This window comes from Desulfosporosinus burensis (assembly GCF_054657535.1).
The window spans coordinates 137,805-164,547 of record NZ_BAAHYN010000003.1; the positions used below are offsets into that span (position 1 = coordinate 137,805).

Annotated in this window: 24 protein-coding genes; 1 reads left to right on the plus strand and 23 read right to left on the minus strand. The window is 45.5% G+C overall.

What is annotated here, in order from left to right:
- Window positions 1–116: 116 nt before the first annotated feature.
- Genes sigG through ACYQ3Q_RS05945 form a run of 3 tightly spaced genes read right to left on the minus strand, consistent with a single transcriptional unit; the run spans window position 117 to window position 2,590 of the window.
- The gene (gene sigG / locus ACYQ3Q_RS05935; protein WP_034145553.1) at window positions 117–890 is read right to left on the minus strand and encodes an RNA polymerase sporulation sigma factor SigG; all 774 of its coding nucleotides are present in this window, start codon (window positions 888–890) and stop codon (window positions 117–119) included.
- Between the two features lie 56 nt (window positions 891–946).
- Window positions 947–1,672 carry an RNA polymerase sporulation sigma factor SigE gene (gene sigE, locus ACYQ3Q_RS05940; protein WP_034145552.1) on the minus strand — a complete coding sequence of 242 codons (726 nt, stop codon included), beginning with the start codon at window positions 1,670–1,672 and terminating at the stop codon, window positions 947–949.
- Entirely contained in the window at window positions 1,673–2,590 is a 918-nt protein-coding gene (locus tag ACYQ3Q_RS05945) for a sigma-E processing peptidase SpoIIGA (protein WP_459927698.1), read from the minus strand.
- Between the two features lie 430 nt (window positions 2,591–3,020).
- Between ACYQ3Q_RS05945 and ACYQ3Q_RS05950 the strand changes: the two genes are divergently transcribed.
- A complete protein-coding gene (locus ACYQ3Q_RS05950) occupies window positions 3,021–4,640 on the plus strand; it encodes a methyl-accepting chemotaxis protein (RefSeq protein WP_459927699.1) in 1,620 nt (539 codons plus the stop codon).
- 135 nt (window positions 4,641–4,775) lie between these two features.
- Here the strand turns inward: ACYQ3Q_RS05950 and ACYQ3Q_RS05955 are convergent, their stop codons facing one another.
- The 20 genes from ACYQ3Q_RS05955 to ACYQ3Q_RS06050 all read right to left on the minus strand — a co-directional run bounded on the left by ACYQ3Q_RS05955 (window position 4,776) and on the right by ACYQ3Q_RS06050 (window position 26,322).
- The gene (locus tag ACYQ3Q_RS05955) at window positions 4,776–5,177 is read right to left on the minus strand and encodes a hypothetical protein (RefSeq protein WP_459927700.1); all 402 of its coding nucleotides are present in this window, start codon (window positions 5,175–5,177) and stop codon (window positions 4,776–4,778) included.
- A 257-nt stretch (window positions 5,178–5,434) separates the two neighbouring features.
- Window positions 5,435–6,496, minus strand: a complete 1,062-nt coding sequence (gene ftsZ, locus ACYQ3Q_RS05960) for a cell division protein FtsZ (RefSeq protein ID WP_459927701.1) — start codon at window positions 6,494–6,496, stop codon at window positions 5,435–5,437.
- A 299-nt stretch (window positions 6,497–6,795) separates the two neighbouring features.
- A complete protein-coding gene (locus ACYQ3Q_RS05965; protein WP_034145548.1) occupies window positions 6,796–7,125 on the minus strand; it encodes a small basic family protein in 330 nt (109 codons plus the stop codon).
- A gap of 255 nt (window positions 7,126–7,380) precedes the next feature.
- Entirely contained in the window at window positions 7,381–8,106 is a 726-nt protein-coding gene (locus ACYQ3Q_RS05970; protein ID WP_459927702.1) for a cell division protein FtsQ/DivIB, read from the minus strand.
- Window positions 8,107–8,233: 127 nt separating this feature from the next.
- Window positions 8,234–9,487, minus strand: a complete 1,254-nt coding sequence (murA, locus tag ACYQ3Q_RS05975; protein ID WP_459927703.1) for a UDP-N-acetylglucosamine 1-carboxyvinyltransferase — start codon at window positions 9,485–9,487, stop codon at window positions 8,234–8,236.
- A 24-nt stretch (window positions 9,488–9,511) separates the two neighbouring features.
- Window positions 9,512–10,423, minus strand: coding sequence for a UDP-N-acetylmuramate dehydrogenase (murB, locus tag ACYQ3Q_RS05980; protein ID WP_459927704.1), 912 nt, complete (start codon window positions 10,421–10,423; stop codon window positions 9,512–9,514).
- Entirely contained in the window at window positions 10,338–11,198 is an 861-nt protein-coding gene (locus tag ACYQ3Q_RS05985; protein WP_459927705.1) for a hypothetical protein, read from the minus strand. The genes murB and ACYQ3Q_RS05985 overlap by 86 nt, the downstream gene beginning before the upstream one ends.
- 133 nt (window positions 11,199–11,331) lie before the next feature.
- On the minus strand, window positions 11,332–12,441 hold the full coding sequence (murG, locus tag ACYQ3Q_RS05990) for an undecaprenyldiphospho-muramoylpentapeptide beta-N-acetylglucosaminyltransferase (RefSeq protein ID WP_459927706.1): 1,110 nt from the start codon (window positions 12,439–12,441) through the stop codon (window positions 11,332–11,334).
- Between the two features lie 82 nt (window positions 12,442–12,523).
- On the minus strand, window positions 12,524–13,618 hold the full coding sequence (spoVE, locus tag ACYQ3Q_RS05995; RefSeq protein WP_459927707.1) for a stage V sporulation protein E: 1,095 nt from the start codon (window positions 13,616–13,618) through the stop codon (window positions 12,524–12,526).
- A 16-nt stretch (window positions 13,619–13,634) separates the two neighbouring features.
- Window positions 13,635–15,008: a UDP-N-acetylmuramoyl-L-alanine--D-glutamate ligase gene (gene murD, locus ACYQ3Q_RS06000; RefSeq protein WP_459927708.1), complete on the minus strand. Its 1,374-nt coding sequence runs from the start codon at window positions 15,006–15,008 to the stop codon at window positions 13,635–13,637.
- Window positions 15,009–15,084: 76 nt separating this feature from the next.
- Window positions 15,085–15,351, minus strand: a complete 267-nt coding sequence (locus tag ACYQ3Q_RS06005) for a hypothetical protein (RefSeq protein ID WP_459927709.1) — start codon at window positions 15,349–15,351, stop codon at window positions 15,085–15,087.
- A 538-nt stretch (window positions 15,352–15,889) separates the two neighbouring features.
- The gene (gene mraY, locus ACYQ3Q_RS06010) at window positions 15,890–16,897 is read right to left on the minus strand and encodes a phospho-N-acetylmuramoyl-pentapeptide-transferase (protein ID WP_459927710.1); all 1,008 of its coding nucleotides are present in this window, start codon (window positions 16,895–16,897) and stop codon (window positions 15,890–15,892) included.
- Window positions 16,898–16,912: 15 nt separating this feature from the next.
- Window positions 16,913–18,334 carry a UDP-N-acetylmuramoyl-tripeptide--D-alanyl-D-alanine ligase gene (locus ACYQ3Q_RS06015; RefSeq protein WP_459927711.1) on the minus strand — a complete coding sequence of 474 codons (1,422 nt, stop codon included), beginning with the start codon at window positions 18,332–18,334 and terminating at the stop codon, window positions 16,913–16,915.
- Entirely contained in the window at window positions 18,327–19,814 is a 1,488-nt protein-coding gene (locus ACYQ3Q_RS06020; RefSeq protein ID WP_459927952.1) for a UDP-N-acetylmuramoyl-L-alanyl-D-glutamate--2,6-diaminopimelate ligase, read from the minus strand. The genes ACYQ3Q_RS06015 and ACYQ3Q_RS06020 overlap by 8 nt, the downstream gene beginning before the upstream one ends.
- Before the next feature lie 95 nt (window positions 19,815–19,909).
- Window positions 19,910–21,964 carry a penicillin-binding transpeptidase domain-containing protein gene (locus ACYQ3Q_RS06025; RefSeq protein WP_459927712.1) on the minus strand — a complete coding sequence of 685 codons (2,055 nt, stop codon included), beginning with the start codon at window positions 21,962–21,964 and terminating at the stop codon, window positions 19,910–19,912.
- Window positions 21,965–22,018: 54 nt separating this feature from the next.
- Window positions 22,019–22,501, minus strand: a complete 483-nt coding sequence (locus ACYQ3Q_RS06030; protein WP_459927713.1) for a septum formation initiator — start codon at window positions 22,499–22,501, stop codon at window positions 22,019–22,021.
- A 29-nt stretch (window positions 22,502–22,530) separates the two neighbouring features.
- Window positions 22,531–23,463, minus strand: a complete 933-nt coding sequence (rsmH, locus tag ACYQ3Q_RS06035) for a 16S rRNA (cytosine(1402)-N(4))-methyltransferase RsmH (RefSeq protein WP_459927714.1) — start codon at window positions 23,461–23,463, stop codon at window positions 22,531–22,533.
- A gap of 16 nt (window positions 23,464–23,479) precedes the next feature.
- Window positions 23,480–23,911: a division/cell wall cluster transcriptional repressor MraZ gene (mraZ, locus tag ACYQ3Q_RS06040; RefSeq protein ID WP_459927715.1), complete on the minus strand. Its 432-nt coding sequence runs from the start codon at window positions 23,909–23,911 to the stop codon at window positions 23,480–23,482.
- A 252-nt stretch (window positions 23,912–24,163) separates the two neighbouring features.
- Window positions 24,164–25,546, minus strand: coding sequence for a dihydrolipoyl dehydrogenase (lpdA, locus tag ACYQ3Q_RS06045; protein ID WP_459927716.1), 1,383 nt, complete (start codon window positions 25,544–25,546; stop codon window positions 24,164–24,166).
- A gap of 308 nt (window positions 25,547–25,854) precedes the next feature.
- The gene (locus tag ACYQ3Q_RS06050; RefSeq protein ID WP_459927717.1) at window positions 25,855–26,322 is read right to left on the minus strand and encodes a LysM peptidoglycan-binding domain-containing protein; all 468 of its coding nucleotides are present in this window, start codon (window positions 26,320–26,322) and stop codon (window positions 25,855–25,857) included.
- Between the last annotated feature and the right edge of the window lie 421 nt (window positions 26,323–26,743).

Consider the following 26,743-nt stretch of genomic DNA (forward strand, 5'->3'; position numbering starts at 1 on the left):
GGCGTTAGTTCAAATACTGCACACACCGTACTAAGCGTGCATTGCGCTTGGTGCTTGATGCTTGATACATCGTACATAGTGCATCGCGCATCGAACCTCGCGCCTCGCGCCTCGCATCAAACATACTTGCGCATGTGTACCATGGCGGCTTTCTCAAGGCGAGAAACCTGAGCCTGAGAAATTCCGATCTCATCCGCGACTTCCATCTGAGTTTTACCCTGAAAAAAGCGCAGAGATAAGATCAATTTTTCCCGTTCACTTAAGCGTCGCAAAGCTTCCCGCACGGCAAGCCCTTCTACCCAGCCAGTATCTGACTGTTTATCATCCCCTATTTGATCCATAACAAAAATCGGATCTCCTCCGTCATGATAGATGGGCTCAAACAACGAGATCGGTTCCTGGATAGCATCTAAGGCAAAAACAACGTCTTCTCTTGGCAGCGAAAGCTTATGGGCGATCTCAGCAACAGTTGGTTCGCAAGAGCGTTCACTAACCAACTGGTCACGAACTTGAAGTGCCTTATAGGCAATATCTCGCAGAGACCGACTCACCCGGATTGGATTGTTATCTCTTAGATAACGGCGAATTTCCCCGATAATCATGGGAACCGCATAGGTGGAGAACTTAACATTCTGTCCAAGATCAAAATTGTCAATCGCTTTCATCAATCCGATACAGCCTACTTGGAAAAGGTCATCCACATATTCTCCACGATTCGTAAACCGTTGAATCACACTGAGAACAAGACGGAGGTTTCCATGGATAAGTTTGTCCCGTGCGCTGCGATTTCCAGCTTGATAGATCACAAACAACTCTTTCATTTTTACGCTGGATAACACGGGCAACTTCGAGGTGTTTACTCCACAAATCTCAACTTTATTTAATGCCAATCTAAGAGCACCTCCCAGCCAATTCTGTTGGGAAGTATACCCTAACACAGTTTAGGTTATTCCAATCGGCAAAATTCTTTACGCAATCTGCGAATAATCCTCTTCTCGAGTCGTGAAATATATGACTGCGAAATCCCCAAGCGGTCGGCTACTTCTTTTTGAGTCTTTTCTACCCCATCATCTAAACCAAACCTTAATTCCATAATCACTTTTTCTCGATTTGTAAGTCTACCCATCGCTAAATGCAACAATTGGCGATCAACCTGCTCTTCGATGGGTTTTGAGATAATGTCATTCTCTGTACCCAAAACATCGGATAACAGTAATTCGTTGCCATCCCAATCAATATTTAAGGGTTCATCAAACGATACTTCAGAACGGGTCTTATTGTTTCTTCTTAGATACATTAATATTTCATTTTCAATACATCGCGAGGCGTAAGTTGCTAGTTTTATTTTCTTTTGAGGATCAAACGTATTAACCGCTTTAATGAGTCCAATTGTGCCAATTGAAACAAGATCTTCAATTCCAATTCCAGTATTTTCGAATTTCCGAGCAATATAAACTACAAGACGAAGGTTGCGTTCGATTAAAATATCCCTGATAGAGAAGTCTCCCATTTCCAGTCGCTCCAAGAGGACCCCTTCTTCATCCGAGTTAAGTGGTGGTGGGAGAGCTTCACTGCTTCCAACATAATAGATTCCACTAACCCCACAGACCTTCTGAAGAAGCAGGAACCAAAGCCGTCTAACCCTATCTTGAACATTACTCCACCACTTCATCTAACTATCTCCACCTTTCTGAACATGTTCTGGGTGTAGTAACGCTTGATATTCACCCTCGAAACTTAAGACTTGTTTGACGAGTGCCACGGTTGCCTGGATTTGTCGGGATTCCTTTTTGTCGTAACAGGTTACGCGCTCAGGTCTAATACCAAGAAGCCAACTTTGGCGATCAATTGTTTGAAAGGGGATGAAAACAATCTGTTTTACCAGCTCAGGATTGCTTTGCCAAACTAAAGGCCGAGGGTTTTCGACATCTTGCCAAGGGACCTTTAGAAATGCCCTTAAATTATCGGGCATCGCACTTGCTGCGACCTCCTCTTCAAGTAGAATAACCGGGTGGCCAGTCATTGGATCTCGCAAATGATTTCCAGTGTCCATTAACGCTTTAATGCGCACTACGTCACGATTATCACCGCCAAACTTGATTTCCAAATCGTAGATAATTTGCTCCAGTAAGGAGTTTCTGTCCTGCCATTTCTGCCAAACAAGCTGTAATAACCACCACATTACTGCCGCTAACGGAAGAATCCACAAATTGCTTAAAACCAGAGTTAAGCGCTCAATACCCAATCCATCCTCAAAATTAACCCACCCCCATAAGGCATACACAAATCCACCAAGTCCTGCAGAAAGAAGCCAAAACCCTATCAGCGCTTTGAGAATTCCCTTCAATTTCCTGGTTGGGAAAGCAACCCCAACCATAAGAAATGGGACAACCCATTTGCTTAATGTGGTCCACGGAGCTACAGAATAACAGGCTAAAACCACTGGAATCTCACCTAGTATAGTCGCAACCAAGATTCTGTAAGGTCGGATTGGAAGACGAATGAGCCGACCAATCAGGATAAGAAGTAGAGTGTCCATTCCCCCGTTAATGAGAATATCCAGATCGAGATAAGTCTCTGCTACGTCCATCTGGTACACCCTCTCTAACACTTCTGTAAAAATTATATCTAAAGAAGGTAATAAAACCTGTCGCTTTCAGGGGGGCGAAATGGAATTTTTTAGGAAAACCAATGCGAGTGGTGTAGATTTTTCTCCGAGAAACATATAGGTCGACAGGATATGCAAACTCACCTTCACTTAGGCACTCTAATCACGAATAAGGAAGTTCGAGAAGAGCGCGCTGGCCAAGACTCGAACAGGGATGTTCGAGGTTAGAGCATTGCTTATAAAACAATCTTATTGTAAAAATATCGAGCTCGTGTTATTGTAAATTGCATAATATTACAAAATTTCTTTTTTTATATTATGTGTTTTTGCGTGGTAGTACTTCTTTCCACATATCTCCTTCCATACATTTTCGCATTCCCTAGTACATAATACATAAAGGTGGTAGAGGATCATGGCTAAAACTCAAAAAGTAAGTTTTACTCAGCAGAAACGTGGCTTAGAAACCATTTCTCACATCGCCAAAGAGTTACAGGGCATCTTAGATCAGTATGAGGATTTAACAAGTGCTAATCAACCCATCAGAGAAGCAATCGATCGCAACCTCGGAGCCCATGAATTCTTAGTGCTTTGTGACTTAAACGGGCTGGCGATAGTTCACTCGAATCGTTTACGGGAAGGTATTTACTTTAACAATGAGATTGAACTCAAAGCGGCTCAGTGTACTCAATCCATTACCCAGATTTACCATCGTAATACGGGGGAAGTTTTACTGGACGCTGCAAGTCCAATTTTCATCAACGGACAGCATCTTTATACTGTTCGTTTAGGTATTCCTCTTCAAAAACTTCAACTTACCAAGCAGTTGTTTACAGGAATACTTCCCCTTCTTTTTCTCGGTGGGGCCTGGGTTTTTTTAAGCTCCTTTTCAACAGTTTCCATTATCTCTTCGCTGATCGCTCTGGGGGTACAGATTCTTTATAGTGCCTGGCTAAAAAATAAATTCCAGACTGCTCTTAACGAAACCTTTAAGGTGACTAAAGCGATCGCCAAGGGGAATCTGAAAATTCTGGCCAAAGCGCATACAGACGATGAATTGGGTAACTTATCTTATGAAGTAAACAAGGTCTCTCTTGGCATGAAATCAATCATCACGGATCTGGCTTCTTTTTCCGAGCGAGTTCAGGATATGAGCCAAACTCAAGCTACCCATACTCACACTTTAGTGGAAAATCAAGAAACAATAGCAGCCACATTAGAAGAGTTTAGTGCAGGAGCTACTGAACAAATTCAAGGAATGAAGATGTCCCAAAAACAAGTGGATGAAATCCAATCCGCTTCCCAAAGTATCTTAACCAGTACTCAGCAAGTCCTTTCCTTAGCAACATCCGCTAAAGCCACGAGTCATGATGGCAGCTTAGCGGTCAAAGAAGCAATTCGGGAGATGGGCGTTATTTATCAGGTCACCGAGCAAGCCCATCATTCGATTCTGGGTTTAGCCGAGCAGGCACAAAAGATCGGGGATATCATCTCAGTTATCAATGGGATCTCCGCTCAAACCAATCTATTGGCCTTAAATGCAGCCATCGAAGCCGCTCGGGCTGGAGAACATGGCAGAGGGTTCGCCGTCGTTGCAGAGGAAGTCAGAAAGCTTGCGGACAGTTCAGCTCATTCCTCTCATCAAATTATGGAATTGATTTCTAATGTTCAAGGGATGGTTAAAACAACGGTTGAAAACATTAGTCAAGGAATGGGTGAGGTTAATCATGGCAAAGAGGTGATTGAAAAGGCTGGAAAAGCAATCACCTCTCTAGACGAAGTGATTAATGCTACCTCGATTAAAGTCGACGAAAACCTCCAAAATGCCGATCGGTTGCTAACTCAGAGTCAACTCTTAGCCGAAGCTCAAAGGCAAGCTACATCGATAGCTACTCAATTTGCTGAAGGGGCAACTCAAGCGGCAACGACTGTAGAGCAGCAAATGGATTCGACCCAGGAGATCGCCACCATTTCTGCAGAATTAGCGAAAACTTCGTCTCAATTACACCGTGTTATTCAACGGTTTGATTGGTAGCAGGATTACATCATAAATAAAGCGGTCAGATCTTCCGAATGATCTGACCGCTTTTGCAGGTTAACGAGAGTTTATCGATGATCAATTATTGTACGATGTAGCTTAAGAAGCCTCTTGCTGTTGGCTGTCAGGGCTTTAGATATGCCTCCGTCGAAGGCTTCTAATAGCCACTTCGTGTCGTCCTAGTACTTCGTCAGTGGACTTCTTATCTTCTTTTAAATCCTCGAGATCTGCTGAGACTCGCTTCAAGATGCTCTCTAATAGGCTAGTTTTATCGCCAATATGCCTTATAATTTCTTCATCTCGTCGTTCACTTTGGGCCATATGATTGTGTTGCACTTCAACAATAGTTTTAATATTCGTTTGAACGGCCTCAAGTATTAAACTATTATTATGCAAATCTTCCTTCAGTATTCCCAAGCTCACTGTGTTATTCCTTACTTCTTCCTTTAAAGCCTCTACAACATCTAATCTCTTTGTCATTATTGTTTGATTCTCAAGGATTTTATTGAGCACTTCCATGATCTCTTCGTCCATATTCACTCACCCCCTATTTACCTACAAGACGCACTTCCTTTCTTCCGACACAAAAACGAGGTGCAATTATAAAGTGCGTCCCAAGTGAAGTAAATCTTACGCGTTTTACAGAATAATTGCATCTCGTTTTATACTTTGCTTGTTTGTACTAGTCAGAAAGTATAACTTTCAGTTGTATACTTTCTGGAAGCATCAGTGCAACTAAGGCGGCCGCCGCGCCAAGGCTTGGCGCCAGCCAAGTTTTCTTCACTTTTTACTTAACGTCGGCGTCTTAGGAACTCGGGGATATCGAGATCCCCTTCCTTGGAAACTGTTTTAATAATGTTCTCCTGAACTTTTCCTGGGGCTACTCCAAATCCAGCCCAATGCTGGTCAAATCCAGTGGCAATCACGGTGACCCTTATTTCTTCCTTAAGGTTTTCATCAATGACTGCTCCAAAAATAATATTGGCTTCAGGATCTGCTGCTTCCGCGATAATTCCAGCTGCTTCGTTCACTTCAAAGAGCGTTAAGTTAGTACCACCTGTAATGTTCAGGAGCACACCTTTAGCTCCCTCAATCGAAGTCTCTAGCAAGGGACTGGAAATTGCTTTTCGAGCTGCATCTGCAGCACGATTTTCTCCAGTTGCCTGACCAATACCCATGAGTGCAGAACCTGTATTTGACATAATAGTCTTAACATCGGCGAAATCCAAATTAATCAGTCCGGGAACCGCGATTAAATCTGAAATACCCTGTACCCCTTGCCTCAGGACATCATCAGCAATCCGAAACGCCTCATGAATCGTTGTATGCTTGTCCACTACTTGCAGTAAACGATCATTCGGGATTGTAATCAGTGTATCCACTTTACTTTTGAGTTCAGCAATCCCTTTTTCAGCCTGCATAGCTCGCTTACGGCCTTCAAAGGTAAATGGCCGTGTGACCACGCCTACCGTCAACGCACCCATTTCTTTGGCCACTTCTGCTACAATAGGAGCCGCACCAGTACCTGTTCCGCCTCCCATCCCGGCAGTAACGAAGACCATATCCGCCCCTTTGAGCACCTTAGCGAGTTCTTCGCGACTTTCTTCCGCTGCTTTAGCTCCAATCTCCGGATTAGCGCCTGCCCCAAGTCCTTTAGTTAGCTTTATCCCGATTTGTACCTTTTGCCCAGCACGGGAAAGCTGTAAGGCTTGTGAGTCTGTATTGACTGTTACGAAATCCACCCCTTGTAATCCAGCGGTAATCATACGATTAACCGCATTGTTTCCACCACCACCTACACCAATCACCTTTATTTCTGCAAATTGGTTTAAGTCCGTATCAAATTCCAGCATTTAGGTTATAACCCCCTCGCTTCATTCTAACCTGCTATCCCTTGGAAAGTATCAGGTTTCTAATATTCGGCTTTGCCGTCCAAGCACCCGCATTTGTAAAACCACGATGCCCTAAACTTACCCTACTGCTAATCTAATAATTTGGTGTTGAACATGCCCATTAACATAAAACATTCATTCAGATAAATTACATACACTAATACAAATTCTATATGTTAATGTTTTATCCCTCTATTTGAAAAAAAGTTTTTACAAAGTTCCCATAAATTATTTTCAGTCTAAAGTGGTCTAAACGAACTTTACTTTTTTATAAGATGCCGTCGAATGCTTCCCAAATTTTGGAATATACGCACACCAAATGCCACCACAGCCGCTAAATAAAGATCCACTCCGATACGATCTCCCACGTAGGCTAACAGGGCTGCAAGGAGCATATTACTAAAAAATCCTGTTAAGAACACGGCACTATCAAAATGATCTTCTTGAGCAGAACGTATCCCTCCTAAAACAGAATCCAAGGCTGCCAGGATTCCGACGGATAAATATTTAGCATATTCAATCGGGACTGAAAACGGGCTGACATACCCGATCGCCAATCCTAATACTAGGCCTAAGAGCGGTAACCACATTTTTACATTTCCTCCCTGATCCACGTACACCCACTTCTATAAGTGGGTGTTCCATAATCTGCTTCGGTGGGGGTAGAGTCATCCTTCGCCGCGAAGAATTCCTTTTTGGATAGGCGGCTCGGCGAAACCGATCCTCAGCGCGATAGCATTCGTTAAGGGCCGTGCGCTTCGGCGATACTCTCCACTGGAGACTATCGTCACTGGAAGCTTTCGTCACCGAAGTCCCGATGTTCGGCTTTAGCTGAACGAGTTCACTTAGCGGCCAATTACTGGCTTTGCCGCAGTAAAATCTATGTATCGTACCCCTTGTTGAATCGATGTATACCCATTGTCGCTAATAAGTTGATATAAGGCCTTTAATTTATCGATCCAATCATTAGCTTGTCCCAATCGAACTTCTACTCCACTAGTTAAGAACAAGGTCATTTGTTGTATTTCATTGACATGCAGCTCTCCTATCTGTAAAAGCAATTCGGGGGGAGCTTGTCCCAGTAAGCGAAGCGCAGCTGTGAGCAGAGGATTCGCTAGACTTTGACCTGGTCCTACCGTGTCGGAAAGAGTTATTCCACTAATAACAGGATAATCTATTTTGGGCCAACTTTCCAATCGTCTTAGAAATATACCTTCGTTATCGACCTCCAAGACTCCGTTCGGGACCGCGACCAACGCAATCGGGGTTCGTTCTGTCACCTGTATGATAAGTGTGTTGGGAAGCTTCCGCTGGAAATGCACGCTTTGAACAAGCGGGTGTAAAGAAATTTTATGACTTAAGGCCTTTTGATCGAAGAGCAAACTGTTTTGTCCTTGTATCCCATGCGATAATTTTAAGATATCATTTTCAGAAATCACACTCAGTCCCTGCACAATGACATGTTTAACTGCAAAGGCACCCGAGCGCACAAAGAGCACCATACCCAGTGCAAGCAACATCGTCAAACCTGCGACATAGAGAAAGGACGTATTCATTTTCTTGGGTTGCATTTTAGCTTTCCTCCTTGTCCCAGTATAACGAATACAGTCCTATTCTGTCATGCTTTTTTAGGAGACTTTTATTGACAAAATATGTCATAAGTGCGTTTTTACACCTTCGACGGTTGATTGGGTCCAATTAGACACGCACAACCTTGGCTCCTAATTGGCAATATTTCTCTTCTAGCCTTTCATACCCACGATCAATAAAATCTACCTTTTCAAGAACTGTAGCTTCCTCTGCCGCGAGTGCTGCCAGGAAAAGGGCTGCTCCAGCTCGGAGGTCAGTAGCCTCAACGAAAGCACCTTCTAGAGTTTCCACCCCACGAATCACTGCCGTTCTCCCCTCAACCGTTATTTGCGCTCCCATACGCCGTAACTCATCGACATGCTGAAAACGATTTTCAAAGATCGTCTCAGTAATGATACTAGTTCCTTCCGCACAAGAAAGCAACGCCATAAACTGGGGATGCATATCCGTGGGAAATCCAGGATAGGGCATTGTCTTAAGATCTACACTCTGAATTCTTCCCCGTTGTTGAACACGAACTGCTTCATCCATCAGGGTTATACTGGCTCCTGCTTGGCGTAATTTAGCGATTACCGGTTCCAGATGTTCTGGTACTACATTCTCGATCAGCACATTTCCTTCGGTCATGACCGCAGCAATCATATGGGTACCCGCCTCGATCCGATCCGGTATGACGGCATGTTCTGCAGGGTGGAGCGCATCTACCCCGTCGATTCTCAAGACATCCATTCCTGCTCCGCGTACTTTTGCTCCCATTTTATTTAAAAATAGTTGTAAGTCGACAATTTCCGGTTCACGTGCCGCATTGCGAATCAACGTTACACCCTTTGCTAAGACTGCCGCCATCATAATATTTTCGGTAGCCCCTACACTTGGGACATCCAAGTAAACATCTGCCCCCTGTAATCGATCCGCCCAAGCTTCGATATAGCCATGTTTTTCTTTTACTCTTACACCAAGTTGTTGAAGCCCCTTAATATGTTGATCCATAGGACGTGAGCCAATGGCACAACCACCAGGTCTAGAGATTTTTACCCGCCCATACCGAGCCAATAGTGGACCTAAAATCAAATTTGAAGCACGCATTTTGCGCATGAGTCCTTCATCGACATCACAGGACTCTAAAGCCCCAGCATTAATAAGTAAAGCCTCATTTTGGCGCACAACCTTGCATCCTAGATGCTCGAGTACCTCAACCATATGAGTAATATCCGCTAAATCCGGTATTTCTAATAAGGCTGACGACCCATCAGCTAGAAGGGTTGCTGCCAATAAGGGAAGGGAAGAGTTTTTCGCTCCACTTACCCGGATATTTCCTTCTAACCGTTGTTTTCCGGTGATGACATACCGATCCATCGCCATAATCCAACCTCCTTTTCACAGGTGTCAATTCTCTATATCTTTTGCAACTCCAAGATTTTTGGTGGAAATACTCTCTACTTCTGTTTGCAAAGTGATTCCAAATTTGCTACGAACATCCTTCATAATAGCATCGATTAAAGCAAGTACATCTTTCGACTTAGCCTCACCGGTATTGACGATAAAATTTGCATGTTTCTCAGAAACCTGAGCACCACCCATACTTTTACCCTTCCAACCTGCAGCTTCAATTAATCGGCCGGCTGAATCACCCGGAGGATTACGAAAAACACTTCCCGCATTAGGTTTCTCGAGCGGTTGATTAGCTGATCTCTTAACTAAGTTTTCTTTCATTGTCTTTAAAATATGCTCCCGATCTCCTCTGGAAAATGCTAGTTGGACTTCAATCACCCAAGCATGGTTACGTAAAGAACAAAAACGGTAAGCAAATTCAAGCTCTTCTCGTTCTAACTTTTTCAGCGTACCGTCCATCTCCAGTACGGTGACACTCCTGATTTGAGAAGCTATTTGAGAGCCATGGGCTCCGGCGTTCATAATAACTGCACCGCCAATAGATCCGGGAATTCCCCGTGCGAACTCTAAACCGCTCCAGCCTCGTTCCCCGGCCTCTTGCGCCAAGCGAGCCAATGGATACCCCGCTTCCACTCGAACAGTGTAATCACCCCAATGAATCTCTCGCAATGCAGTGGTCACCATCGTTATTCCAGGAAGGCCTTCATCAGGCAACAGTAAATTAGATCCCCGTCCGATCAACCAAACAGGAACTTCAGCCTCCTTAGCACGTTTCCAGACACTTAACAAATCCTTAGCATTCTCCGGCCAATATACGACCTCAGCGGGCCCACCAATCCTCCAAGTGCTCAATTGGTTCAGTGGATATTTTCTCTCCACACGTCCCGTTATTCCATCCAAAATCATTGATTTTCCACCTCATGTTATCCCTTCGTGCGGTCTTCCAAAGAGTGTCCAGAGCCAACCTAATATCCAGCCAAGAAACCCCCATATCAAGACACAAAGCTATAGTCTGACACGCCATTTGCTCTTCTAAGGGTTCTGGCCAACGCGGCAAATGACCTAGATAACAATGGCTCCCCGTACAGCGATAAAAATCAACCTGAGTTTCGCGGACTACCCAAGTCGTTTGCTCATTTTCTCTAAGCTGCACTCTTCTTCCTAATCTACTTTTATCGACAAGTCCCTCCAACCATGATTCTGGAATCAACCAATGTAAGCCTTGTTTCCTCTCACATTGCCATTCTCCATCTGCCCTCGGCCAAAGTATCGTCGGTTCAAACCCAGCCCTCTCTAAAATATGTCCTAACAAGGGACGTCCATCGATGAGTACCGTCGGTTCAGAAATCCATAAGACTAGTTCATCCTCCAGAAGATTATGTATCAAGGATTGTATAGGCAATTGATTTATCCCCTGGGCAAGTGCCCGTTTTCTCCAGGAATCATGCTCCAACCCCTCTGGCCAATATGCCAATTCTGTCACAGGCTGCCATTCACCAGACTTGCACATCTCTGGGAAAGGTTTCTCGATCCAGCATTCCGAAGGTGCTTCAAGTAAATCCTCCGCAGATGGTTCTACCTCAGAGCATTCAAGCTGAATCCCTTTTAACACGGCCCGTACCCCGTTAATTCCGGGAGCCGCAGAAGAAGCGACCAGTTGAATTTTACGTTTTGGCCACACCACGCTCACTCCTTTACTTTGTTTACTGCCATATGCTATGCATCGGAGTAAAAAGGTGTGAGTGTTCGCGAGGTTCGATGCGCGATGCGCGAGGTTCGATTTTAGATTTCGGCTTTCGAACCTCGCGCTTCGCTCAGTGCCAAGCAATTTCCCTACAAAGATCTACGATTTTAGTTAGAGCTTGAGGTTGCGCAAGCTTTCGTGCAGCGGCTCCCATTGTAGCGAGAAGCTTTGGTTGAGAAATCAGACCATCCACTTCTTTCCATAACCGTTCTCCATTACACTCTGAGTCTAAGATGATTTGCGCAGCACCAGCCTGAACGAGCGCTTGGGCATTATGTTCTTGATGATTCTCTGCAGCATAAGGATATGGAATTAAAACACTGGGAATGCCAGCCACCATCAGCTCCGCTAAAGAAGCTGCACCTGCCCGACCTATGTAGAGGTCAGCACAAGCCAAGGCTTCAGGCATATCGCTCAAATATTCTAAGACACGCCAACCAGGACGTCGCCACGAAATTCCTCGTCTTTGAAGTTCTTCAATCGTTTGGGAGTAGGTCATTTGACCGGTTGCCCAAATCACCTGAATATCCGTGCGTTGGGCGAGATGCTCTAAGACAGTGATCATGGCCTTATTTAAGGTAAGGGCACCCCGGCTCCCACCCGTTACTAGCAAGGTCAAACGCTCAGCGCGTAACCCGAATTTCTTAGCTCCTACCTCTCGCGTGACCTTTCCTATTTCCGCACGAACTGGAAGCCCCACAAGTTCAAGCTTTTTCAATGCGCCAAAATGTGAGATACTCTCGGGAAAGGTAACCATTACTCGGCGCACAAACCTTGCTAAGATTCGATTCGTAATTCCAGGTAAAGCGTTCTGTTCATGAAGCAAGGTTGGAATATTGAAAAGCGAAGCTGTCAAGACAACCGGTCCTGATACATATCCTCCAGTTCCTATGACTAGATCAGGATGGAACTGTCGTAAAATAGTCTTTGTTTCCCAGAGGGCCTTTAGACTTTTACCTAATACTTTTATCGTATCGAGGCTTAACCTGCGTGGAAGCCCTTTTCCTGAAACCCCCACAAACTCGATCCCAGCCTCTGGCACTAAACGTGCTTCCATACCATCCTTTATTCCCACATAGAGAATTTGAGTCTCAGCGTCACGCGCCAATAATCCTTTGGCAATGGCTAAGGCCGGATAGATATGCCCCCCTGTTCCACCACCCGTCAAAATCACACGCACAATCTATACCCCTTTCTCCACGTCCGTGACTTCCACCCTCATGCACTAGAACTTCGAACCTCGAACTTCGTGCCTCGATTTGTTATCTTACATCTTTGGAAATATTCAGGAGCACTCCGACCCCTAGCATTGTAAAAACGAGGGATGTGCCCCCATAGCTTATAAAGGGTAAGGTTATCCCGGTGACTGGCAATACCCCGCTCACTACGCCCATGTTGATCATCGCTTGGATTGACACCATAGCCGTCAGTCCCACCGCCAGAAAACCTGTAAATGCGTCTGGGGCCCTCATTGCCACTCGAAACCCTCGCCAAGCGAAGAGGAAAAAGAGTAGGATAATCAACGTAGCACCGATAAAACCCAGTTCTTCTCCAATCATGGCAAAGATAAAGTCCGTGTGGTTTTCCGGCAAATACAGAAACTTCTGGCGACTCTGCCCTAACCCTAGGCCAAATAATCCACCTGGACCTAATGCTAAGAGTGACTGGATCGTCTGATATCCGTTTCCTAATGGGTCGGCCCAGGGATCTAAAAAAGCAAAGATACGCCGCATGCGATAGGGCGCAGCGGCAATAGCTGCCACGACTAAGCCGAGTCCTGTTCCTGCTAAGGCAAGAAGATGACTAACTCGTGCGCCTGCCGCAATCAACATAAAAAACGTCGTAGCCGCAATGACCAGTGTTGTTCCCAGATCCGGCTGGAGCATGATAAGCCCAGCAATTACCCCAAGTAAACCAAGGATAGGTAGTACCCCCTTGCGAAACGATTCGATCTTATGAGGATCAAAGGCTAGTGAATGGGACATCATCAAGACCATAGAAAGCTTAATCACTTCCGAGGGCTGAATTGAGAGAGGTCCAAGCCCAATCCAACGATCAGCACCATTGACTTTTCTTCCAATTCCAGGGATTTTAACAGCTATGAGTAAGGCAATTGCTAGAAAAAGGGCAGGCTTGGCAAATTGACGCAACCAGCGCAAATCAACCCACATTGCGAAGAACATCGCTACTAGTCCCATCGTAACCCACATTATTTCCATCTTGAGATAGTGATAAGGATCGTCAAACTGTATGAACCCTCGGACAGCACTTGAGCTGTAGACCATGATAAACCCTATCCCTAACAGAGCTAAAATCGCTCCCAGCAAGACCAAATCAGGTCGATGATACTTTCGCATTGATAGTTCCCCCTTATTATTGAATGGGTTCCCTATAATGCCTACGCACTAACTCCTTAAACAATTCCCCTCTTTGCTCATAATTCTTAAACATATCCCAACTTGTACAAGCAGGGGATAACATAACAACATCACCAGGAATCGCCTCGGAAATCCCCGTTTCTACACCCTCCTCGAAGGTGTTCACTTTAATGATCCTCTGCACCCCTTCGTCACGGGCAGCTTGTTCCATCTCATCGGCCGCTTGCCCCAATAAAACAAGGCTTTTAACCTTAGCTCGAACAACTTTCATAAAATCATGGAAATCCAGCCCTTTATTTTTACCCCCAGCAATCAGCACCAAAGGTTCGTCGAAGGCTAACAAAGCCTTGGCAGCTGCATCCGTATTAGTCCCTTTGGAATCATTGATAAAAAGAATCCCCTCAAACAATCCCACAACTTCTTGTCGATGTTCTACTCCTTTAAACTGTCGCAGACCTTCAGCAATCTCTGTCCATGAAAGGCCAAACGCCCTCGCTGCAGCTGCAGCTGACATAACATTTTCTAGATTATGTGCCCCACGGAGCTGAAGTTCCTTTCTGTAAATAATCGGTATCATCGTCCTCTTATCCTTTTCAGCATAGACGATCTGGTCGTGCCAAAGACTAATTCCATCCTGCAAAAAGGAGGTCGAACTAAAATACATGACCCTACTTCTCAATTTCGGTCCCAAATCTCGTACTAATGGATCATCCCAATTCAGAATCGCTAAATCCATCTCCGTCTGGTTCTCGAAAATTCGAGCTTTGACCTTCAGATACTCTTCTAGAGTACCATGCCTATCCAAATGATCTGGCGTAAGATTAAGCAAAATACCAATCTGGACCCGGAGCTTATGGGTAAACTCCAGTTGAAAACTAGAAAGTTCAGCCACGACAATGCTGCTTTCATCCATCTTGTCCACCTGGCCACTTAAAGCGACCCCAATATTTCCTGCAACCATCGTAGACCGACCAGTCAGCTTCGCCAATTCCCCGATTAAAGTGGTGGTTGTCGTTTTGCCATTCGTTCCAGTGACCCCAACACAAAGCGCGGGGCACTCATACATAGCCAGCTCTACTTCGCTCCACACGGGCACATTAAGGAAAATCCCCTCCTGTACCAAAGAAAGCTTAGGGGATACCCCAGGAGATAAGATAAGTAGCTCAGGCTTAATCTCCCCAAAGTTTGGTTCAAATCCCAGCAGCAAGTGATCTTGATCAAGACCTAACTCTTCAACCCCAGCGAGCCTCTCACTCGACTGATGATCTGTCAAGAAAACCTCCGCACCCAAGTTCTGCAGTTTCCGAACAGCCCCCTGCCCGCTAAGACCCGCACCAATCACCAAAACACGTTTATTCATCCAATTCACGTTCTTCGTCCTCCGCAAACCACAGATTTTTGGCTCAAATAGCTCCATGACATATCAATCATATGCTCAGTCAGACCTACTTTTGCAAGTTCATTTCGAACCTTTCAATATATCCTAGCAAGTCTCCGTTCTCATCTCTTACCGGCACAATATAAATTCGTTCATTTCTCTGATTAACCTTCAAAAAGACTTCATTAGCATGCTTTTTGAGTTGTTCGACGACAGATTTTATCATTTCTTCTGATTTAGGATTCTGATGACAAGCAAAAATCATATTCAATCTTTCAGTTTCCCATAAGTCTGATATTAAAGATTTATTATCCACCAATTCTCTTCTCAGCACAATTGTTTTCTCCCCTATTTTACTTTTTAAGATATTATATTGTGGTTCATGGATAAAACACTTAGAAGGAGGAGTGGAGACGGTTCTAAGTGCAAGTCAAGAACCGTCCCATCTTGCACTCATCTTGCACCCGTCGACCCAAGACCAGAGGAAGTTTCTTAGCTTAGAGAGCACGATTAGTGGAATTGCGTCAATGAGCGCAGTCGATCAGGCGTTAAGAACCGCAACTGTTCACATGCGCCGGCACAGGACGTGCCAAGTGTCGAATGCGCCAAGGACGGCATAGCATTCGACCAGTAAGCCCAGAAGTTTTGCGGGTTTAGCCTGAGCGACAAGCGAATAGCAATGGAGCACGATAGTCTCCAGTGACGAAAGTCTCCAGTGGAGACTTTCGCCGAAGGCGCAGTACCACATACGACTACTATCGCGCCGTAGGATGAGTATCGCCGAAGCCGTGATCCCAAAAGAAATACTTACCGGCGTAGGATGTGCGAACGTGCTAAGACACTTCCTCCAGCTTCCTCCGCGCTTCCTCCCTCTACCCCAACGTCGGCATATACCCTATAATCCCCAGCACAGCACAAATCAGCGCCACCGTCCAAAAAACGATGACCACTTTCCATTCACTCCAGCCTACGAGTTCAAAGTGATGATGAAGTGGACTCATCCTAAAGACTCGTTTCCCCGTCGTTTGAAACGAGATAACCTGAATAATCACTGAGAGTGCCTCCATTGCGAATAATCCGCCGATGATGATCAGCACTAATTCGCTCTTTGTCAGCACAGCCAAACTAACTAAAGCCCCACCTAAAGCCAATGAACCCGTGTCCCCCATAAAGACTCGGGCAGGATAAGTATTAAAACGCAAAAATCCTAGACACCCGCCGACCAAAGCTGCCGCAAAAACAGCCATATCTGTCTCATGCGCCATAACAGCTACCCCACCGCCATGAATTGCCGCTAGCAGAGCAATTACCACATAACTTGCCCCGGCAAACATGGTAGTTCCCGCAGCCAAACCGTCCAATCCGTCGGTGAGGTTTACCGCATTCGTCATGACTACGACGACTAAGGAGATCAAAACATAGTAAAACCAGCCCAGTTCCAAGTGAATAGCTGTGAAAGGAATCGCCACATCCGTTCCCCGACCCAACCAATAAACGGAAACCCACAAAAGAATAAAGGCCAATCCAAACTGCCCAATCAATTTCTGATAGGCACGCAGCCCTAAAGAACGATGCATGACTACTTTAATAAAATCATCTATAAATCCGATTAAACCATATCCCAAGGTGATCCCTACTAAGGTGACCATTTCCAGGGAGGTAGGTTGTTCAGCAGAAAACAAAGCACTCACAATGATACCGACAAGAAAAATTATCCCACCCATCGTAGGCGTTCCAGCCTTTTTCAAGTGTCTTTTAGGACCATCATCTCGTACTGTTTGACCGAATTTAAGAATTCTCAAGACCGGTATCAAAAATGGACCTAAAACTAAGGTAATGATTAAGGCTAATCCTGCCGCTAAGACCAAACGCTCAGACATGTGTCATTCCATCCTTTACTCTGATCTTTCGAGTCGGGTAGTAATCTCTTCCATCTTCATACCCCGAGAACCTTTAATTAACACCCAGGTCCCTGGTCCAAGCTGAGTAAGGAGATCAAGTGCCTTCTCGATCGCCTCTTCACGCGTATTCGTCACCTTAATCTGAGTCTCAAGATATCCGGCCATTCTAGCCCCCTGGGCAATTTCCTCTGCTAATTTACCCACGGTGATCAGTCTACTGACCCCCAACTCAGCAAGGGTCTGACCTACTTCACGATGACCTGATTCAGCCGAGGTTCCAAGTTCATACATCTCGCCTAAAATTGCCAGGGATTTATTCGCACCCGCTCGTCCCTTGAGAACTTGCAAGGATGCTTTCATCGAAACCGGATTCGCATTATAGACATCATTCAGCAGGACAGTTCCCCCAACTCCTTGACGAACCTCTAAGCGCATTCCAGATAATTCTAACTCTTCTAATCCTACACACCCCTCAGCTAACGAAACACCCAATACAGTGCCGACCGCAAGGGCTGCTAAGGCATCTAGCACATTATGAGTACCGGGGAGCGGGAGTTTAGCCTTTGCCATTTCGTCTTGAAAAGTCACATCAAACGTTGTCCCCAAGGCCCCCCAAGAATTAAGTTGTGCCCCTTTTATCTGAGGAAGCGCAAACTCACCTTCAATACCATAATATCGAGTTAAATGCGAATCGTTCTTCGCCATCTTTACTGAAAACAAATCCTCAGCGTTGAGGATGGCTATTCCCGCTTCCGGTAGAGACTCAACCAATTCCCACTTTGCTTGGGCAATTCGCTCTTGAGTTTGTAATAACTCTAAATGAGTGGTACCAATATTCGTGATAACCCCGATATCCGGTCTAGCAATATCGCACAAGGTTTTGATTTCACCTAAACCCCTCATCCCCATCTCTAGGATCAAGAGTTCCGTACCCAGTGGAGCGTTAAGGATTGTTATAGGAAGTCCCAATTCATTATTCTGATTTTCCTTATTGCGATGAACTCTAAAGCGCTGAGAGAGTACTGCTGAGATCATATCCTTCGTGGTAGTTTTGCCATTACTCCCGGTAACCCCGACCACCTTACAGCCTAATTCACTACGCCAAGACCTAGCTAATTCTTGTAGTGTATTAAAGACCGATTTGACAAGCAGGAGAGCTTTTCCTTCTGGGACAACAGGGCTGTTTACAAGTGCTTGAAAGCGAACCTCTTCAGCAATTACCAGAACAGCCCCATTCTTCCAGACAACGTCAATATAATCATGTCCATCCACTTTTTCTCCAGGTAGCGCGAAAAACATCTCCCCGCCTTGTACTTGACGACTATCTATAATACACCCCGCAACCTCAAGATCAGGGTTGCCGATCAAGGTTCCCTTGGCAATCCGGGCTACTACCTCAGTTGTCCATTTACGCATAGCCTAGCCCCCTCACTGCTTCACGCGCTACTTCTCGGTCATCGAAGGGATGAACCTCCGTCCCAAAGATCTGATAAGTTTCATGTCCTTTGCCAGCAATCAGAATTGTATCTCCAGGTTTTGCCATGCGGCACGCTGCCCAAATAGCTTCACGCCGATCTGATAAGGCGACATATTCCACTCCTGAAACTCCTGCTAAAATTTCTTGGATGATCTGATCGGGATTTTCCGAACGAGGATTATCCGAGGTCACGAAGAGAAAATCGCTCCCCCGCGAGGCTACCTCCCCCATAAGTGGTCGTTTACTCCGATCCCGGTCTCCCCCACACCCAAAGATAGTGATAAGTCTCCCCTTCGTAAAATCTCTAGCTGTTCGCACAACATTTTCTAAGCCGTCAGGTGTATGAGCGTAATCCACAATGACCTGGAATGGTTGACCAAGTCGAACACTTTCAAAACGGCCAGGTACGCCAGAAATATCCGCTAATGCATCTGCTACCGCCGCGCTATCATATCCCCGTTCGACACCCCAGGCAAACGCTGCCATAGCGTTATAAACACTAAAGAAACCCGGGGTAGCATACCCTATCTCCTGGCTATGCTCGCGGAAACGAACCTGAAATCTAACCCCCTCAGTGGTGACCTCAACGTTCTCTGCGCGGTAATCCGCCTCGTTGTGAATTCCATAACTCACGACAGTAGCTGCGGAAGCGTGACTTAATTCAAAAAATGCCGGATCATCTCCATTTAAGATACTAATCTTTGGGGAGGATTTCTTGCCTTTTAAATAATGCGCAAACAAACGAGCTTTGGCCTCAAGATAATCCTCCATTGTCTTATGGTAATCTAAGTGATCTTGTGTCAAATTCGAAAAAATTCCTGCGTCAAATTCACAGCCTACTACGCGCCCAAGGGCCAAGGCATGGGAAGACACTTCCATCACTGCTAGGTCTACACCTTCAGCAACCATTTCTCCTAAGAGTTTTTGAACCTCAATGGCTTCTGGTGTCGTTCGCTCTCCCGGAATATCCCGGCCATCGATCCTTGAACCTAGGGTTCCGATAATACCGACTTTCTTGCCTTGCCTTGACCCGATTTTCTCAATAAGGTAAGTTATAGTCGTTTTCCCATTTGTCCCTGTCACGCCCACTAACTCCAGTTGTTCACTGGGTTGACCATAAACATTAGCCGCTAAGAGTCCCAAGACCTGGCGTACGTTTGAAACTTTGACTTGAGGAACATTGAGGGGTAAAAACCGCTCAACAATTAACGCCACAGCCCCGGAAGAGATGGCACTTGCTGCGAAGTCATGACCGTCCACTTTAAAGCCAGGTACGCAAGCATAAAGATCGCCCGGCTGAACGTGCCGCGAATCCATCGTTATCCCCCGAATAATGACCTGGCTATCCCCAGATGCCTCAAGCACCTCAATTCCGTTCGTCATATCTGATAATGGTTTGCATACTGTGGGCATCCTCATCTTCCTTTCCAACGTTTTCCGAACGACCCATCTTATAATTAATCCAACTAATTTATTATAGACAAAATACCCCTTCGACAGACCTGAATGAGTTCCTAACGCCCTAGTGAACTAGCGGAGATTGGAATACGCCCCGTCAGACTGCGAATTGCTTCGATATCTTCATCCTCATCTTCCCACCATCTCGCGAGTGTTGGCGTGGATGCATTTGTTCCTAGGTAGAGGAGCACATTGGATTCAGCTTCTACTTGCGCATCCCCATGAGGAATTTGATCGAGAACCATCTCGCCCTTACCCTCCGTCATAGTCTTAAACCCAGCTTCAGCCAAGATCTTTTTCGCCTCGGCTAAAGGCTGGCCTACGACTGAAGGAACAGTAGCTGTTTTCTTAATTGGCGGGAATTCAAGACCCGGCATAGGTTTGCCAGGCGTCAACGGTGCCTGAGGATCTGGTTTAACACCCAAGTATCTTAGAGAATCGAGCAACACAGTCTGGACAACGGGGGATGCCACAACCCCGCCATAAAACGGAACACCATCGATCACGCAAAGTATGGCCAGTCGGGGTTTGTCTGCAGGAGCAAACGCCACAAAGGAAGCGACATACTCCCCTTGAATATACCCTCCGTTTGCTACCTTCTGAGCTGTCCCAGTCTTGCCTGCCACTCGATAGCCGGGAAGGAACGACCGTCGCCCGGTTCCATTGGTCACGACAGATTCCAAGACTTCACGTTCTAATTTAGAGGATTCTTCACTGATGACTCGACGAATTTCTTCCTTTTCAAAGGGGGTAATCACCCTTCCACTGGGGCCTACAATTTCTGCCACCAGTTGGGGTTTCATTAAGGTTCCACCGTTAGCCACCGCTGAAACTGCGGCCAATAACTGGATAGGGGTAACATTATTCGTTTGCCCGATGGACATCGTCGCTAAGTCCAGCGCAGTTGCTTTTTTCTTATTCGCCAGAATCCCTAGCGCTTCACCGGACATTTCAATTCCTGTTTTCTGACCAAACCCGAAATCACGCAAATACTTATAAAAATTATCCATTCCTAGACGCTGTCCCATTTCGATAAACCCTGGATTACAGGAATTTTCGGCCACTTGCAAATAGGTTTGGTCGCCATGCCCTCCCGCTTTCCAGCAACGCACATTTTTCCCTAATACGGTATAAGCCCCTTTATCAAAAAAATGCTCTGTAAGCTTAATTTTCTTTTCCTCGAGGGCGGCAGCAAGCGTGATGATTTTAAAGGTCGACCCTGGTTCATAGCCATTCTGAATGGCAATATTTCTCCTCGTACTGGGATCTGCTTCTTGAAAGTGATTTGGATCAAAGGTCGGTGCTGAAGCTAAGGCCAGCATTTCCCCCGTATTGGGATCCATCACCAAAATTGAGGCGTTTTTAGGCACCTTGCCGTTCATATTGATCCCCTGACCGGTCATCAGCTTTTGTAACTCTCGCTCCGCAAAAGCCTGAATATTTTTATCGATGGTTAATCGAACAGTGTTGCCTTGTTTGGGCGCCAAATACTGATGTTCCGCCTGAGGAAGTGGAATCCCATTAGCCGCAAATTCTTGGAGAATACTGCCGGGAATCCCTTTCAGCTCTGTTTCCCGGGTCAACTCTATCCCTTCAAGGCCCTGACTGTCAATTCCTGCATAGCCGATAATATGTGCCGCTAAGGTTCCGTTAGGATAATACCTTTGGCTATCCTCCGTAGTTCCTATTCCTGGTAAATTCAACGCCCGTACTTGAGCTGCAACTTCTGGCTTAACACGTTTCTGAACATATTCTAAAGCTGAACGTTTTGTGATCCGCGCTTCAATCTCTTGTGCAGTTTTTCCCAGCAGTGGGGCTAAGGTGACCGCCATCTCTTTGGCTCTTCCTGACTGCCGAACTTCTGCCGGAACAGCATAGACCGTTTCACTACTGACACTCATCGCTAAGATATTTCCTTGACGGTCCTCAATATTTCCACGTTTAGGCGCCACAGGTACACCACGGAAGTGAGAATCATCCGCTTTTTTACGCAAATCAGCTCCCTGACTCAGTTGCACGAACCCCAATCGAAGGATTAAGACGACCAAAAAAATACTCACACACAAAAAAAGAAAAGCGATTCGTTTACGCATGACGACAAAAGGACTCATTAGTCCTCACCCCCACCTTTCTAGGGGTCTCCGCGTACCCAAAGCGCCATTCTCTTAACGTTGTGTTGAAGCAAAGAAGCTCGTAAAAATTTGTGAAAATTGCTGAAGTGTCGTGGGGTTAGCTTCAGTCGGTTGATCTAAGGCTTGGGTCGTAGGAGCCCCTTTTTGACTTTTGACCGCAGGTACCGCACCTGCCATATACACTTTTCCAGTTGGTTTTTCCATGCCCATCGATAAGGCTACACTTTCAATTCTCCCCACTGCCCGAAGTTTGTCAGCCTCCATTTGAAGCAGATCATTCTTCATTTTGATGGCAGAAATCTCCTTTTCCAGACTCCGCACCTGCGCCCCCTTGACGACAGTGAGCTGGATCGTTTCCGCACCAATTGCACCAGTCAGCCCAACAATGCAAGCCAAGGCCATGATACACTTGATTTTGTGGTATTCTTTCCCCTTTTTTGTGGTTCGAGGATTTCTCTGGGCCTGGGTTTGGGTTAATGGTTCTTGCCACTCTATCGTTTCCTGCGCCACTACCATGGGTATTCTTCCTCCTTAAGCTTTAGACTTTATATTTTTTCGGCAACCCGTAATTTTGCACTTCTTGAGCGCGGATTCTGCTCAACTTCCTCTTCTGAGGGGAGAATAGGTTTACGTGTCAATACCTTAGCTATGGCCTTTGCCTCACATCGGCAAATGGGCAGTTCTGGTGGACAAGTGCAGCGCCCAAGCCAAGATCTCATTCGCTCTTTGACGATCCGGTCCTCGAGTGAGTGAAACGTAATTACACCCATTCGTCCACCATGATCTAAGCAACGCATCGCTTGATCCAGTACTCGATCTAAAACCCCTAATTCATCGTTTACTGCAATCCGGATCGCTTGAAATGTCCGTTTTGCAGGATGAGGTCCACTACGCCGAACTGCTGCCGGAACCGCTGCTTTGATCGCTTGAACCAAATCGCCTGTTGTTTCAAGCAGTCGCTCATGGCGTGATTGAACAATAAATTGGGCAATTCGTTTCGACCATTTTTCTTCCCCATAATTCCAAATTAGCTGCGCTAACGCCTCTTCGCTCCACGTATTGACAATTTCCCTTGCATTTAAGACACCCGAAGGATCCATACGCATATCCAAAGGGGCATCCTGCATGTAACTGAAACCCCGTTCGGCTTCATCAAGTTGAGGGGATGAGACCCCTAAATCGAATATAATTCCATCGACAGGAAGCAAGTCTAATTCTTGAAGAGAAACTTCTAACGCTTCAAAGTTGCGATTAATTAAGGTGACCCGCTCATCCTGACCCAAGATCTCTTCAGCATGTTGGATAGCTTGTCTATCCTGGTCAAAACAGATCAGTTTTCCAGAAGCCCCCAGCTTCGAAAGAATCCTTTGGCTATGTCCAGCCCCACCCAGTGTGCAATCGACATATCGACCCGAGGGATTCGAAACGACTGCATTCACAGTCTCATTCAATAACACTGTAACATGATGAAACTCCAAGTAAATCCGTTCCTTTCTATATACCGAGCTGAACTAAGGATTCAGCAGCGCTGGCATAAGCACTTTCTGCTTGCCGACTGTAGTCTGTCCAAAGTGTCTGACTCCAAATCTCGACACGACTTGACACTCCCACTAGAACTAGATCCTTTTCCAACTGCGCATAATCACGCAAATTTGCCGGCAATAGAATTCTTCCCTGCTTGTCCAGTTCACATTCCGACGCCCCAGAAAAAAAGAAACGGACAAAAGCACGAACATCAGGTTGGGTAAACGGTAACGCACGGAGCTTCTGTTCTAAAATACTCCATTCAGAACGAGGGTAAACAAACAAACAGTGATCTAAGCCTTTGGTCACAATGAATTGTTCCCCCAAGCCTTCTCGGAATTTCACCGGGATTATCAACCGGCCTTTTCCGTCAATCGTATGAATGTGTTCCCCCATAAACATAGTGCTCACCCCACTGTAGTGGATATCCGCCCCACTTTACCCCACTTCTTCCCACTATTCTCCATGCATGATGATAATCCTGCTTCCTTATTTACTTTTTTTAATAAAAGTCCAAAGACAGGAATAAAGTCCTACCGTATCTGCCCATTAGCCTATGACACTTTCTCAAACACAAAGAGGCTGTAACAAACTCGGAATGAGTTTGTTACAGCCTCTTGTGTCTGCTCTGCAATCACATTGCTTGGTAGCATTCTATGCTAAATGAAGCGGTTTGCCGTCGATCCCGTGTGCTGCCTCCATAATGGTTTCTGGCAGCGTTGGATGGGCATGGACCGTCCGGGCAATCTCCTCTGCCCGCAGTCCTTTTTCTACCGCAATGACTAATTCTGAAATCAAGGTGCTGGCCTGCGGTCCCATGATACTAGCCCCCACAATCACTCCTTCAGCATCAGCCAAAATCTTAACAAGTCCAATGCTTTCTCCTAAGGCTAAGGCCTTGCCATTCGCGGAGAATGGGAACTTGCTCACACGATAATCCCTACCAGAAGCTTTAAGTTCCTGCTCGGTATACCCCACCGTGGCAATCTCGGGATGCGTAAAAATTGCGCTTGGTATAGCGCTATATCTCATCTCTACAGAATGACCTGCAATATGCTCTATTGCTATGATTCCTTCAGCAGAAGCCACATGAGCCAACATAATCCCACCGACTACATCACCAATGGCATAAACATTAGGAAGGTTCGTCTGCATCTGAGCATTTACTTTGATAGCGCCTTTTTCAAGCTCCAGACCCAATTTATGAACGTCAATTCCTTGCAGATTGGGTTTACGACCGGTGGATAGTAGTACCCGATCAGCAGGAATGTCTTTTAATCCTTTGGCATCTTCAACCTGGACTACAAGACTTTCTCCATCTTGAGAAATCTGTTTAACTGCTGTCTTAGTAAAAACATCGATCCCAGATCGCTTTAACAGCGGAGTTAAGCGCTTGGGAATTTCCTCGTCTAAGGTCGGCAGCAAGGTTGGCAGCATTTCTACGACACTTACTTTGACTCCAAAGGCTTCATAAATCGATGCAAATTCTAAGCCAATCACACCTCCTCCGATGACCACAAGGCGTTTAGGTAACTCTTTTCCTTCCAGAATTTCCTCACTTGTTACCACTCCGGGAAGATCTGCGCCAGGAATCGGAATACGCATGGGTACTGAGCCTGTTGCTATAACAACCTTCTCAACCTGGATATGTTCAACTCCGTTATCCGTCGTCACAGAGATTTGACCAACTTGATTAAATTCTCCCCAACCCTTGATTACACGAATGTTTCCCGCTTTCATCAATTTCTCAACACCACTCACGAGCGCATTAACAATTTGATCCTTACGCGCGTTCACAGCCGCAAAGTCTACACGCTTTTCGCTCACAAACAAGCCAAATTCCTCAGCTCGTCCCATCTCACGCCATAAATCTGCGCTTTTTACCAAAGCTTTGGTAGGTATACACCCTCGGTTTAAACACGTACCACCTAATCGTTCTCCCTCAATCAGCACAACTGATAAACCCAATTGAGCAGCTCTTAGTGCGCAGACATATCCTCCAGGCCCTCCGCCAAGAATACCAACTTGATAATCCACGTTAACTCTCTCCTTCCATACCCTTCTCCATTATTCTACTCATGTTATCATTTTCCCTGCCTAATCTATCACCTTAACAATGACAATGACACTAAAATAATTTCCTAAACAATATGTCCAAGCCAATCAATCCCTATGCACGTCCTTAAGATCAGCGTACCGAGAGACTTGCTTCCTTACAATGACCTAAACCCCGAGTTTCACTCAGGGTTTAGGTTAGATAGGATATTATTAGTTTATACCTAGCCTTCGTTTTAGAACGTTTGGCTGATGAACTCAATCGCACAGTTGATCTAGCCTTTGAACCCTTATACTCCAGGGATGAATAAGATTTGGCCTGGATAAATTAGATCTGGGTTGCGCAGGTTATTCCCAAGAATTATAGCTTGCATGGTCGTACCATAACGTTTGGCAATTTTGTAAATTGAATCCCCTTTTTTCACGACATAAACTTCCGGTTGAGGGGTAGGGGTAGGAATCGGTGTCGGCATAGGGCAATGAACCTGATGATGCATCATGTGTGGGCCGCACGGTGCACAGCCCATTTGGCTGTCGAGATCAAGCGTTGCGAAACCAGGATCCATGTCAACGTCTAAATTTACAAAACCACCTTGTGGGTACATACCATGGCCCATCATACCACCTTGCATTCCACCCATACCTTGCATACCCTGCATTCCAGGCATACCTTGCATGCTTTCCATCCCTTGCATTCCTTGCATTCCACCCATACCAGGTGCGGGAATTGGATTATAAGCAACGGAACGTAATTCCATATTAATTTCCTCCTTTTAACTGTTGCAAGACAATCTAGTGTTGATCTTTATTTTCTTGCCTTTAATTAATAACAATATATGGTAATTACGGTATAGTGTGTATGTACCTTTTATTTATTTTATTTTTTTAAACATATTTTACATTAGAGCTAGCGAATATGGCCCTTACTTACTGCCAGTAAATAAATTAATATCCTATAACAGTGACTTGTACAAAAAATGCAACAATCACGTTCCTTCGACATTTATAATATGAACTTTATGTGAATATATTGGACAATATTGTTGTTTAAAGATAAGCCATGTCATAGATATATCGTTGCTTCCTGTGGATGGAGACCTTGTCTTATAAGTATCATTAGGCATACGGCCTGTCACAGCTCCATTTCAAATCGTCAAAAAAGAGAGCTACCTTATCCGG

Coding starts and splice junctions, on each gene's coding strand:
- sigE (WP_034145552.1), bottom strand. CDS start 1,672: ATGAAGTGGTGGAGTAATGTTCAAGATAGGGTTAGACGGCTTTGGTTC.
- ACYQ3Q_RS05945 (WP_459927698.1), bottom strand. CDS start 2,590: ATGGACGTAGCAGAGACTTATCTCGATCTGGATATTCTCATTAACGGG.
- ACYQ3Q_RS05950 (WP_459927699.1), top strand. CDS start 3,021: ATGGCTAAAACTCAAAAAGTAAGTTTTACTCAGCAGAAACGTGGCTTA.
- ACYQ3Q_RS05955 (WP_459927700.1), bottom strand. CDS start 5,177: ATGGACGAAGAGATCATGGAAGTGCTCAATAAAATCCTTGAGAATCAA.
- ftsZ (WP_459927701.1), bottom strand. CDS start 6,496: ATGCTGGAATTTGATACGGACTTAAACCAATTTGCAGAAATAAAGGTG.
- ACYQ3Q_RS05965 (WP_034145548.1), bottom strand. CDS start 7,125: ATGTGGTTACCGCTCTTAGGCCTAGTATTAGGATTGGCGATCGGGTAT.
- ACYQ3Q_RS05970 (WP_459927702.1), bottom strand. CDS start 8,106: ATGCAACCCAAGAAAATGAATACGTCCTTTCTCTATGTCGCAGGTTTG.
- murA (WP_459927703.1), bottom strand. CDS start 9,487: ATGGCGATGGATCGGTATGTCATCACCGGAAAACAACGGTTAGAAGGA.
- murB (WP_459927704.1), bottom strand. CDS start 10,423: ATGATTTTGGATGGAATAACGGGACGTGTGGAGAGAAAATATCCACTG.
- spoVE (WP_459927707.1), bottom strand. CDS start 13,618: ATGCGAAAGTATCATCGACCTGATTTGGTCTTGCTGGGAGCGATTTTA.
- mraY (WP_459927710.1), bottom strand. CDS start 16,897: ATGTCTGAGCGTTTGGTCTTAGCGGCAGGATTAGCCTTAATCATTACC.
- ACYQ3Q_RS06015 (WP_459927711.1), bottom strand. CDS start 18,334: ATGCGTAAATGGACAACTGAGGTAGTAGCCCGGATTGCCAAGGGAACC.
- ACYQ3Q_RS06020 (WP_459927952.1), bottom strand. CDS start 19,814: ATGAGGATGCCCACAGTATGCAAACCATTATCAGATATGACGAACGGA.
- ACYQ3Q_RS06025 (WP_459927712.1), bottom strand. CDS start 21,964: ATGAGTCCTTTTGTCGTCATGCGTAAACGAATCGCTTTTCTTTTTTTG.
- ACYQ3Q_RS06030 (WP_459927713.1), bottom strand. CDS start 22,501: ATGGTAGTGGCGCAGGAAACGATAGAGTGGCAAGAACCATTAACCCAA.
- mraZ (WP_459927715.1), bottom strand. CDS start 23,911: ATGTTTATGGGGGAACACATTCATACGATTGACGGAAAAGGCCGGTTG.
- ACYQ3Q_RS06050 (WP_459927717.1), bottom strand. CDS start 26,322: ATGGAATTACGTTCCGTTGCTTATAATCCAATTCCCGCACCTGGTATG.